This window comes from Phenylobacterium deserti (assembly GCF_003254705.1).
GTDB classification, from domain to species: Bacteria; Pseudomonadota; Alphaproteobacteria; order Caulobacterales; family Caulobacteraceae; genus Phenylobacterium; species Phenylobacterium deserti.
In genome coordinates this window covers 1,470,045-1,481,672 of the sequence record NZ_QFYR01000001.1, presented here as the reverse complement: position 1 = coordinate 1,481,672, position 11,628 = coordinate 1,470,045, and the positions used below count along the sequence as shown (strand labels likewise).

Sequence of the window (11,628 nt, the reverse complement as noted above, 5' to 3'; positions counted from 1 at the left end):
CCGCGACGCCCCGGTTAACTCGAAGTCTCTGATCGCCGCTTCAGCTTAACCTTACTTACGCAAGAACAAGCTGGGCCGAAGAGCTGGCGCTATTGGCAGGCGAGGCATTCCTCGTAGTCGGTCTTGGCCGCGCCGCTCATGTCGACGACCTCGGCCTTCTCGCCGCCGGCGTGGGCCGCGCGCTGCACCGACTTGGAGCGGAGGTAGTAGAGGCTCTTGCAGCCCCGTTCCCAGGCGCTCCAGTGCAGCATGTGGAGGTCCCACTTATCGACGTCGCCCGGCAGGAAGACGTTGACCGACTGCGACTGGCAGATGTCCGGCGTGCGGTCGGCGGCCAGCTCGATCACCCAGCGCTGATCGATCTCGAAGGCGGTCTTGTAGACGTCCTTCTCGTCCTGGGTGAGGAAGTCGAGGTGCTGGACCGAGCCCTCGTTCTGCAGGATCGAGTCCCACACCTGCGGGGTGTTCTGGCCCTTCTCGTCGAGCAGGCGCTCCAGGTAGGGGTTCTTGACCGCGAAGGTGCCCGACAGGGTCTTGTGGCTGTAGATGTTGGCCGGGATCGGCTCGATGCCGGCGCTGGTGCCGCCGCAGATGATCGAGATCGAGGCCGTCGGCGCGATCGCGATCTTGTGGCTGAAGCGCTCCATGACGCCGCGTTCGGCCGCGTCCGGGCACGGGCCGCGCTCGGCCGCCAGGGTGCGCGAGGCGGCGTCGCAGCCGCGGCGCAGGGTCTTGAAGAGCCGCATGTTCCAGCTCTTGGCCAGCGCGCTCTCGAACGGCACGTTCTGCTGCTGCAGGAAGGAGTGGAAGCCCATCAGGCCCAGGCCCACCGAGCGTTCGCGCTTGGCGGCGTAGACGGCGTTGGCCATCTCCGGCGGGGCGCGCTGGATGAAGTCTTCCAGCACGTTGTCGAGGAAGCGCATCACGTCCTCGATGAAGGTCGGGTGGTCGCGCCACTCGAGGAACTTCTCGGCGTTGACCGAGGACAGGCAGCAGACGGCGGTCCGCTCCACGCCCAGGTGGTCCTTGCCGGTGTGCAGCATGATCTCCGAGCACAGGTTCGACTGGCGAACGCTGAGGCCGAGGTCGCGCTGATGCTGCGGCAGGGCGCGGTTCACGGTGTCGGAGAAGATCAGGTAGGGCTCGCCGGTCTGCAGGCGGATCTCGAGGATCTTCTGCCAGAGCGAGCGGGCGTCCACTTCACGGATGACTTCGCCGGTCTTGGGCGAGCGCAGGCCGAACATGGCGCCGTCGCGGACCGCTTCCATGAACTCGTCGGTGATCGACAGGCCGTGGTGGAGGTTCAGGGACTTGCGGTTGAAGTCGCCCGAGGGCTTCCGGATTTCCAGGAACTCCTCGATCTCCGGGTGGTGGATGTCGAGGTAGACGGCGGCCGAGCCGCGGCGCAGGGAGCCCTGGCTGATGGCCAGCGTGAGGCTGTCCATCACGCGGATGAAGGGGATGATGCCGCTGGTCTGGCCCGCGCCCTTCACCTTTTCGCCGATGGAGCGCACGCCGCCCCAGTAGGTGCCGATGCCGCCGCCGTTGGAGGCCAGGGCGACGTTCTCGTTCCAGACGTTGACGATGCCTTCCAGGTTGTCCGGCACGGCGTTCAGGAAGCAGGAGATGGGCAGGCCGCGGTTGGCGCCGCCGTTGGACAGGACCGGCGTGGCGGGCATGAACCACAGCTTGGAGATGTAGTCGTAGATGCGCTGGGCGTGTTCGGCGTCGTCGGCGAAGGCCGTGGCCACGCGGGCGAACATGTCCTGGTAGGACTCGCCGGGCAGCAGGTAGCGGTCTTCCAGGGTGGTCTTGCCGAAATCAGTCAGCAGGGCGTCGCGCGAGCGGTCGACGTCGACCTTGCGGACCAGCTGGAGCTGCGGCCGCTCAGGGCGCATCCCAGACCGTTCGGAACCTTCGGCAGTCGCAACCTTAGCCGCTTCGCTGGTGCTCATCGTCCCAAAACCCATATCATTCAAGGAGCTTCAGGCCCCCCGGCCCCCGGCTCCACCTGCCCTACATCTTGTGGCGACACGCCCCTCAAGACCCACATATGGGGACACAGGCGCGCGGGAGTCGTCAATGAGGCGCGAGCTCCGCCCCCAGACTTTTTCGCTAATCAGACGTTAACGGCCAAGCTTGCCCCTCTGCGCAAGCCCGAAGGCGGCGACGTCTGGCCGCACGCTTCACGAGACTGTGATCACGCCGCCGGCTTTCAGCTCACCGCCGGCCAGACCAGCAGGATGAGCGGCGTGCCCACCAGCAGCACGAGGGCGGTCAGCGGCGCGCCCAGGCGCGGGTAGTCGGCGAAACGGTAGCCGCCGGGCCCCATCACCAGGGTGTTGCACTGGTGCCCGATGGGCGTGAGGAAGTCGCAGGCCGCTCCCAGCGCCACCGCCATCAGGAACGGGTCGGGGTTGAAGCCCAGCAACTTTGCCAGGCTTGCGCCGATGGGCGCCACGATCAGCACGGTGGCGGCATTGTTCAGGAAGGGCGTCGCCGCCATGGCCGCGGCCATCATGGCGCCCACGGCGATGATCGGCGCCTGGCCGCGGAACAGATTGGCCAGGCCGGCCGCCACCAGGTCTGCGCCGCCGGTGGCGCGAATGGCGTCGGATACGGGAATCAGAGCCGCGATCAGCACGAGAACGGGGCCGTCGAGGGCCGAATAGGCCTCGCGCATGCGGATCGAGCCCACCACCACCATCAGCACAGCCGCGCCGAAGAAGGCCACGCCCACCGGCGCGATGCGGAAGGCCACCAGGATCATGGCGGCGGCCAGAATGACCGCCGGGGCCAGCTTGTGGCGCATGCCGCCCAGCCGCACCTCGCGCTCCGCCAGGGGCAGCAAGCCGAGATCCTTGAGCGCGCCCGGCAAGGTGCGCTCGCCGCCCTCGATCACCACGATGTCGTTGGCGCGGAGGCGAACAGTGCGGATCTCGCGGTTGAGGCGATAGCCGCTGCGGCTCACCGCCAGCAGGTTCACGCCATGCTGGCCGTAGAGGTCTTCCTTCTGGGCGGTGCGGCCGACCAGAGGTGAGTCGCCGCCGACCACCGCCTCGACGATCCGCACCTCCTCGGTGGGCTCCTCCATGGTGACCGGACGGTCGGAGCGGGTGAGCTTCAGCTTGGCCCGGTCGACCAGGTCGGCCAGTTCCTGCTGCTCGCCTTCCAGAAGGAGGACGTCGCCGGGCTTGATGGCGGTGTTTCCGTTGGGCGAGGCGCGGCGCTGGCGGCCCCGCAAAAGGGCCATGACGCTGACCCGCCCTTGAGTGATCGCCTGCAGTTGGGAGACGGTCTTCACCTCCGACTTCCAGTCCTCGGGGATCTCGACCTCAGTGACGTAGGGCTGGGCGGAGAGCGCCGCATCGAGGCTTTCCTGGGCGGGGCGCGTCTTGGGCAGCAGGCGGTAGCCGAAGGACAGGAAGATCAGGCCCAGCACGGTTATGCCCAGCCCGACGGGCGTGTAGTCGTACATGCCGAACGGCTCGCCCAGGATCTGCTCGCGCACTTCCGACACCAGGATGTTGGGCGAGGTGCCGACCATGGTCACCGTCCCGCCGATCAGCGAGCCGAACGCCATGGGCATCAGCAGGCAGGAGGAGGACACGCCCGCGCGCTTGGCCACCTGCAAGGCGATGGGCATCATGATCGCCAGGGCGCCGACGTTCTTGGTGACAATGGACAGCAGGGTCACGGCGCCCACGAACAGCGGCACCTGGGTGCGGGCGCTCTTCAGGTGCGGCAGAATCGGGCGCAGCACCCGCTCGACGATGCCGGACCTCGAGAAGGCGGCGCTGACCACCAGGGCGCAGCCGATGATGACGGTAACATCGTTGGAGAAGCCCTCGAAGGCGTTCTCGGCCGGCACCACCCCGATCACCACGCCCAGCAGCAGGGCGGTCACCGCAATCACGTCATAGCGCCAGCGTCCCCAGATGAACGCGACGATGGTGAGGCCGATCAGCCCGAAGGCGAGGCCTTGTTGGAAAGTCATTCAGCGTCCCTCACGCCGGCAAGCCGCCGGCGCCCGTGGGTGCTCAACGCAGAGTGGGAGTTCAGGCTGCGTCAGGCTCCCGACGCAGTGCTCAGTTTGGAGGCGCCGCAGCCGCCCGCTATCTTGAGCAGGTGACGTCCCAGACCGCCGCCGCCCGCTCGATGATCGTGATCTGCGCCGCCCGCGCGGGCGAGGACCGCCGCAGCCATCCGCACCTCACCGTGGGCGCGGCCTATCGCGCGGAGGCGGCCGGCGAGGGCTGGCTGCGGGTGTGGGACGACCGGGAGGAGGACTCCCTCTACCCGGCCGCCTTGTTCACCTACGCCTTCGAGGCCTGAAGCCTAGAGATCCAGGTTCAGCAGGGCCGGATCGCCGCCCTGGGCGGTGATGTTGATGCTGACGGCCCGCTCCACCGCGTAGCGCAGCAGGGCGTGCGGGCCGCCGGCCTTGGGCCCGGTGCCCGACAGGCCTTCGCCGCCGAACGGCTGGACGCCCACCACGGCCCCGATCATCGAGCGGTTCACATAGGCGTTGCCGACGGGGACGGCGCGGCGGACCTCCTCGGCGAAAGCCTCGATGCGGGTGTGGATGCCCAGCGTCAGGCCGTAGCCGGCGGCGCGCAGGGGCGCGGCGGCTTCCTGGAGCTTGCCGGGCTTGTAGCGGACCACGTGCAGGATCGGGCCGAACACCTCCTTGGTGAGGAAGCCGCCGGAGGGGACCTCCGCGATGGCCGGGCCGAAGAAGTGGCCGCCGTCCGGCGCGGGCAGCTGGCGCAGCAGCTTGGCGTCGCGGGACAGGCGCTCGACGTGGGCCTGCAGCATGGCGCGGGCGTCCTCGTCGATCACCGGGCCGAGGTCGGCGCGCGGGTCGGCGGGATCGCCGATCACCAGGGCGTCCATGGCGCCGAGGATGCCCTCGACCACCATGTCGGCGGTGTCTTCCGGCAGGAACAGCAGCCGCAGGGCCGAGCAGCGCTGGCCCGCCGAGCCGAAGCCTGAGGAGAGCACATCGTCAATCACCTGCTCGCGCAGGGCGGTGGTGTCGACGAACATGGCGTTCAGCCCGCCGGTTTCGGCGATAAAGGGCACGATAGGGCCCTGCCGGGCGGCCAGGGTGCGGTTGATGGCCCAGGCCGTGTCGGTGCCGCCGGTGAAAGCCACGCCCGCGCAGGTCGGATGAGAGACCAGCGCCTGGCCGACCACGGCGCCTTCGCCGGGCAAGAGGTGCAGCAGGTCAGGGTTGAGGCCGGCCTTGTGGAACAGGCGCACGGCTTCCGCCGCGATCAGGGGCGTCTGTTCGGCCGGCTTGGCCAGCACGGCGTTGCCGGCCGCCAGGGCGGCGGCGATCTGGCCGGTGAAGATGGCCAGGGGGAAGTTCCACGGGCTGATGCAGGCGAACACGCCTCGGCCGTGGAGGGACAGACGGTTGGTCTCGCCGACCGGCCCTTTCAGCGTTTCCGGCTGGGCGAACTGACGCTCGGCCAGGGAGGCGTAGTAGCGGCAGAAGTCGGCCGCCTCGCGCACCTCGGCGATACCGTCCGAGAGGGTCTTGCCGGCTTCGCGCGAGCACAGGGCGATCAGGCGGTCGATGTTGGCTTCCAGCGCATCGCCCATAGCCCGCAGGACCTTGGCGCGCGCTTCGCCGCCCTGGTCGTCCCAGGCCTGCTGAGCGGCGGCGGCGGCGAGGTAGGCGCTGTCCACCTGGTCGGGCGTGGCGTCCCAGGCCTGGCCGATGACGCGGGACAGGTCGGCGGGGCTGCGGCGCTCCTGCGCCTGGTGAGCCGGAGCGAGCTTGCCGCCGATGATGGGGCCGGCTTCCAGCCGCTCGCCATCGAGGGCCGCGACGGCCCCCGCCAGGCGCTCGCGCACCGCCCGGATCGACAGGTCGAGGCCCAGGGAGTTCCGACGGGCCGAGCCGTAGACGTCGACCGGCAGCGGAATGCGCGGGTGCGGGCCGGCGCCGGTGTTCTGAACCGTGGCGATCGGGTCGGTGACGACCTTTTCCACCGGGGTCTTCTCGTCCAGCAGGGCGTGCACGAAGGAGGTGTTGGCCCCGTTCTCAAGCAGTCGGCGAACCAGATAGGGCAGCAGGTCCTCGTGGCTGCCGACGGGCGCGTAGACCCGCAGCGGGAAGACGCCGTAGCGCTCCTGGGCTGCGCCATAGAGCGCCTCGCCCATGCCGTGGAGGCGCTGGAACTCGGGGTTCAGGCCGGCCTGCCGCGCCATCTCGCGCACCGCCGCCAGGGTGTGGGCGTTGTGGGTGGCGAACTGGCCGTAGAGGTCGGGCGCCGCCGCCAGCAGGGCGCGGGCGCAGACGAGGTAGGAGAGATCGGTGGCCGCCTTGGTGGTGTAGACCGGATAGCCCGGCATGCCGCCCACCTGCGCGCGCTTCACTTCGCTGTCCCAGTAGGCGCCCTTGACCAGGCGCACCATGAGCCGGCGGCCGCTGCCGCGAGCGATGCGCGCCACGGCTTCGATCACCTGCGGGCTGCGCTTCTGGTAGGCCTGAACGGCCAGGCCGAGGCCCGTCCAGGCGCCGAGCTCCGGCTCGCGCGCCAGCCGATCCAGCAGCTCAAGCGAGAGCACCAGGCGGTCCGCCTCTTCGGCGTCCAGGGTCATGTTGATGTCGGCCTGCGCCGCCACAAGAGCCAGGCGCTTGATGCGCGGGTAGAGGTCGACCCAGACCCGCTCGGCCTGGCGCGCCTCGTAGCGGGGCGACAGGGCCGAGAGCTTCACGGAGACGCCGTGGCCGGCTTCCGGCCCCTGCCCCTTGGCGTGGGCGCCGACGACCCGCAGGGCCTCGGCGTAGGCGGCCTCGTAACGGTCGGCGTCGGCGTCGGTGCGCGCGCCCTCGCCCAGCATGTCGAAGGAGCAGACGAAACCGTCCCTGCCGGCGCGCTTGATCGCCCGCTCGATGGTGGAGCCGAGCACGAACTGCTCGCCCATGATCTTCACCGCCGCGCCAACGGCCTTGCGGATGACCGGCTCGCCCAGGCGGCCGGCGAGCTTGCGCACGAAGCCGGACAGGTCGCGGCCGACCTCCTCGTCCGGATCGATGATGCGGCCGGTCAGCATCAGGCTCCAGGTGGAGGCGTTGACCAGCAGGCTGTCGGACTGGCCGATGTGGCTGGCCCAATCGGCGGAGGCGATCTTCTCGGCGATCAGCCGGTCGCGGGTTTCTTCGTCCGGCGTGCGCAGCAGGGCCTCGGCCAGGCACATCAGCGCCAGGCCTTCGCGGGTGGAGAGGCTGAACTCCTGCAGAAAGCTTTCGACAACGCCCTGCTTGCGGGCGGCCTTGCGCGCGGCGCGGACCAGGGCCTCGGCCTCCAGCTTCACGGCGCCGCGCTCGGGCTCGGAAAGCGGCCGGGCCTCCAGGGCGCGGGCGATGGCCGTGCGTTCGTCGACGAACTTGTCCTGGTCCAGATGATCAAACGGCATCGGCGGCTCCCTGCGCTACAATCCACGGCGTAACGCAGATCAGTCTGAATGTGCTACGGAAGTAGGCACCTGCAGCCGCAGGATCATCGGAGCTTCTTTGATATGGCGGAGAACGTTCGGTTGGACGACATCGATCGGCGCCTGCTGCGGGTCCTGCAGGCGGATGGGCGGATCAGCAACGCCGACCTGGCGGATCGCTGCGGGCTGTCGCCGTCGGCCTGCTCCGATCGCGTACGCCGACTGCGGGAGGGCGGCTTCATAACCGGCTTCCACGCCACGCTGGACCCTCAGAAGGTCGGACGCGGGGTGCTGATCTTCGTGGAGGTGGTGCTGGATCGCACGACGCCGGAGGTCTTCGAGAGCTTCGCGGTCGAAGCGCGGCGGGCCGCCGACATCCTGGAATGCCACATGGTGGCGGGGGGCTTCGACTACCTGATCAAGGCGCGGGTCCGGGACCTGGCCGAATACCGCACCTTCCTCGGCGAGGTGCTGGTGCGCATTCCGGGCGTGCGGGAGACCCGGACCTATCCGGTGCTGGAGGAAGTGAAGTCCAGCACCCAGCTTCCGGTCTGAGCGGGCCGCAAGCTTCGCCCCAAAAGCAAAGAGCCCGGCCTTTCGGCCGGGCTCCCGCTTAGTCCGACGTAACCGTCGGCGATCGAGATCAGAAGTTGATGTCGATCGTCGAACGACGGTTCAGCGGTTCCTTCACACCGTCGCCGGTGGAGACGGCGGGTTGGGTCTCGCCCTTCCAGTCGACCGACAGGGCCGTCTGGTTCACGCCCGAACCGACCAGCGCGTCGGCCACGGCCTTCGCACGGCGTTCCGACAGGCGGACGTTGTAGGACTGCGAGCCCGAGGTGTCGGCGTGACCGACGACCACGACGCGGGTGGCGTTGCCAGCCGAGGCGTAGTTCGCAGCTTCCGTCACCACTTGCTGGGCTTCCGGCGTCAGCACGTACTGATCGAACGGGAAGTACACGATGAACTGGCGAGCCTCGTAGGCCGGCGGCGGCGGAGCCGGGGGCTCAGGCGGCGGCGGCGGGGGCGGCGGGGGCGGCGGGGGCGGCGGCGGCGGAGCCGGCGGAGCCGCGAAGGAGTAACGCAGGCCCAGGGTCACCGACTGGTCGCGGTACTCGCCCGAGAAGACGCCCGGCTGGATGTTGTTGCTGCCGGTGCTGGTGAAGTCGAGGTCCGAACCACCGAGATAGCGGTAGGTCAGGTCGACGTTCAGGCGGTCGGTAGCCTTCCAGGCCACGCCGGCCAGAGCTTGCCACGCGAAGGCGCTGTCTTCGTCGTCGATCGTCAGGTTCTGGATCGCCGGGTTGGCGGCGCCCAGGGTACCCGGGATGTTCGAGAACTGGCCGACGGAGTTCAGGTCCACGCGCACCACGCCGACGCCGGCGCCGATGAACGGGTTGAAGGTGGCGCCCGGCGCGACGTCGAAGATGACGTTGCCCATGGCGGTCCACACGCTGGCGTCACCGTCCGGAGAGCCGCACGTGCCGGCGGCGGCGGTGCGGACCACGCCCGGCGTGCAGAGGCCGATGATGGACTGGTTGCCGCTGCCGCGGATCGATTCGATCTCGCCGCTGCGGTAGCCGAGTTCCAGTTCGACGCGCCAGTTCGGGTTCAGCTGATAGCCGAGGCGAGCGAAACCGGCCCAGTCGTCTTCTTGCGAGATGGTCCAGTTGTACGGCGCGCCATTGGCGCCGTTCGCGGACGATTCAACGTCCATGCCTTCCGGCCAGTGGTAGCCGAGGTCGACGGCGCCATACCAGCCCTGTTGCGCGGACGCGCCAGTCGCGGCGAAGACCGCGGCCAGTGCGGCCCCTGCCAGGAGTTTGAACTTCATAATCAGAGCCCTCTCGTTGCCCTCAGTGCTGCGGCCAATTGACCCAGCGCTCTTATATCAAGGCCAGATGGTTGCGTAAGTGTCGCCAAAGCCACACTCCGACCCCATTTTCCCCAGCCAGACGAAGCTAAGCCAGGACGCTATAGAACGATCCCCTCCAGAATCAACTTCGGGGGGAGGAATTCATCCTCCACAAAGGCGATCCCAGCGCGTCCTGCGTGTACGGGGTCACCTTCCGTTTCCTCCACATTCTTTACGGCGACTGGAGACAAGAGGCGAGCTCCTGCTTCCGGGCCGCGTGAAGTCCTTGCTTTTTCTTGTAAAGCACTGAAACCGCCGCAGGGGGCCGACGAAGACGGACGGACGCAAGCGTCCGCTCCCCAATCCTCAGTTCGAACCACCGACACAGCTGTCATCAGGGCCTGCCAGGTCCTTTCGCGGTACATCGCACCGACGCCAAAACCCACACAGCCCAGGTTGGTTCCATGTTGTGGCCAGATGGGGGCCGAATCACCGCCCCATTTCAGCCCCCGTCGGGGCGCCTGAGCCGTTTGCGCCGGCCGCCAAGCGCTTCGGGACGATTGAGATCCTTGCGGAACTCGTCCCGCCGCTCGTGAATCGAGGCGATCACCAACCCCATCGGAACACCCACGTCCACCAGCACCGCTTCGGACAGCTGCAGGCTCGCCTCGACGGTTTCCGGAACGGCGTCGGTGGCGCCCAGCTCGTAGAGCCGCTTGGCGTGGCGGGCGTCGCGGGCGCGGGCGACGATGGTGAGGTCGGGACGAAGCTCGCGGGCCAGGGCCACGATGGCTTCGGCGCCTTCCGGACTGTCCATGGTGACCACCAAGGCGGCGACGTCCGACAGCCCGCAGCGGGCGAGGAACTCCGGCCGCGAGGCGTCCCCGAAGAACACGGCCTCGCCGGCCCGCCGGCCGGCCTCGACCAGCCGGGCGTCCTGCTCGGCCGCCACCCAGCGGATCTCGTGCCGCTTGAGCATGTCGCCGACCAGCTTGCCGACCCGGCCATAGCCGACCACCAGCACGCGGGGCCCGTCCCCTGCCCCGCCTTCCGGATCGGCGGGCAGTTCCGAGGGCGCGATCTTGCGCCCCCCGACGCGGGCGCCGATGGCCGCAAGCAGAGGGCTGCACATCATGCAGAGGGTCGCGGCCACCAGCAGGGCGTCGGCCACGGTGCGGCTGACCAGCTGCTGGCCGGCCGCCTGGCCGAGGATCACGAAGGCGAACTCGCCGGCGCCTGCGAGCAGCAGGGCGGACTCGGCCGCCGCCCGCAGGCTGAGGCCGAACAGGCGCCCCAGTAACAGCACCGCGACGCCGTTCAGCAAGGTGAGGCCCAGGGCGACGCCCAGGATCGCCAGGGGCCGCTCCAGCAGCAGCGGCACGTTGAGGCCGATGCCGACAGACAGGAAGAAGACGCCGAGCAGCAGGCCCTTGAAGGGCTCGATGGTCACCTCGACCTCGTGACGGAACTCGGTTTCGGCGAGCAGCAGCCCGGCGACAAAGGCGCCCAGGGCCATGGAAAGCCCCGTGAGGGCGCTGATCAGGCCGGCGCCGATCACCACCAGGAGGCAGGCGGCGACGAACAGCTCCTCGCTCTTGGCCTTGGCGACCGAGCGCAGCATGGGCCGCAGCAGCAGCCGGCCGACGGCGAACAGGCCGGCCAGCCCCAGCACGGCGGGAGCGAAGGCCAGCAGCAGGTCGGCCGAGAACACCGGCGCCTCGCGCCGCCCCAGCAGGGTCAGGGTGATCAGGATTGGGGCGACGGCCAGGTCCTGAAACAGCAGCACGGAAAATGTGGCGCGCCCCGCCAGGGAGTGCTGCCGCTTTCGCTCCGCCAGCAGGGGCATGATGATGGCCGTCGACGACAGGGCCAGGGCCGAGCCGATGGCGAAGGCCGCGCCCGGCGGCTGCCCCAGCATCAGCGCCGCCCAGGCGATCAGGCCGCCGCACAGGGCGACCTGTAGGGCGCCCATGCCGAAGACGTAGCGCCGCATCCGCCGCAATCGGTCCCACGACAGCTCCAGCCCGATCATGAAGAGCAAGAAGACGACGCCGAACTCGGCGAGCTGCGCCACCTCCACCGGGTTGTCGATGGTGAAGGCGCCCAGCCATGGCACGTCGGCCGCCAGGCGCCCGAGGCCGAAGGGCCCCAGCGCGACGCCCGCCGCCAGGAAGCCGAGGATCGGGCTGATCCTCCAACGGCGGAACAGCGGCACCACCACCCCGGCGGTGGCCAGGAACAGCACAACGTCCTTGTAGTCGCCCGGAGATGTGTGGCCTTCCATCGAATCAGATTTACCCCGCACGGAACCGCAGCGCAGC

7 protein-coding genes are annotated in these 11,628 nt (G+C 69.1%); 2 read left to right on the top strand and 5 right to left on the bottom strand.

The features are described 5' to 3' along the window. Window positions 1-89 precede the first annotated feature (89 nt). Window positions 90-1,970: a ribonucleoside-diphosphate reductase subunit alpha gene (locus tag DJ018_RS07420; RefSeq protein WP_420849492.1), complete on the bottom strand. Its 1,881-nt coding sequence runs from the start codon at window positions 1,968-1,970 to the stop codon at window positions 90-92. A 245-nt stretch (window positions 1,971-2,215) separates the two neighbouring features. Further along, window positions 2,216-3,997: an SLC13 family permease gene (locus tag DJ018_RS07415; RefSeq protein WP_111514192.1), complete on the bottom strand. Its 1,782-nt coding sequence runs from the start codon at window positions 3,995-3,997 to the stop codon at window positions 2,216-2,218. 131 nt (window positions 3,998-4,128) lie between these two features. On the opposite strand from DJ018_RS07415, the gene DJ018_RS07410 reads away from it, so the two are divergent. Continuing rightward, complete coding sequence (locus DJ018_RS07410; RefSeq protein WP_111514191.1) at window positions 4,129-4,335, top strand: hypothetical protein; 207 nt, start codon at window positions 4,129-4,131, stop codon at window positions 4,333-4,335. Between the two features lie 3 nt (window positions 4,336-4,338). Here DJ018_RS07410 and putA read toward each other — a convergent pair whose 3' ends face one another. Then, complete coding sequence (putA, locus tag DJ018_RS07405) at window positions 4,339-7,434, bottom strand: bifunctional proline dehydrogenase/L-glutamate gamma-semialdehyde dehydrogenase PutA (protein WP_111514190.1); 3,096 nt, start codon at window positions 7,432-7,434, stop codon at window positions 4,339-4,341. A gap of 102 nt (window positions 7,435-7,536) precedes the next feature. Here putA and DJ018_RS07400 point away from each other — a divergent pair, with 102 nt between their 5' ends. After that, on the top strand, window positions 7,537-8,007 hold the full coding sequence (locus tag DJ018_RS07400; RefSeq protein ID WP_111514189.1) for a winged helix-turn-helix transcriptional regulator: 471 nt from the start codon (window positions 7,537-7,539) through the stop codon (window positions 8,005-8,007). Window positions 8,008-8,095: 88 nt separating this feature from the next. Here the strand turns inward: DJ018_RS07400 and DJ018_RS07395 are convergent, their stop codons facing one another. After that, on the bottom strand, window positions 8,096-9,286 hold the full coding sequence (locus tag DJ018_RS07395) for an OmpA family protein (protein ID WP_111514188.1): 1,191 nt from the start codon (window positions 9,284-9,286) through the stop codon (window positions 8,096-8,098). A 523-nt stretch (window positions 9,287-9,809) separates the two neighbouring features. Then, window positions 9,810-11,591 carry a cation:proton antiporter domain-containing protein gene (locus DJ018_RS07390; RefSeq protein ID WP_111514187.1) on the bottom strand — a complete coding sequence of 594 codons (1,782 nt, stop codon included), beginning with the start codon at window positions 11,589-11,591 and terminating at the stop codon, window positions 9,810-9,812. Window positions 11,592-11,628: the final 37 nt, after the last annotated feature.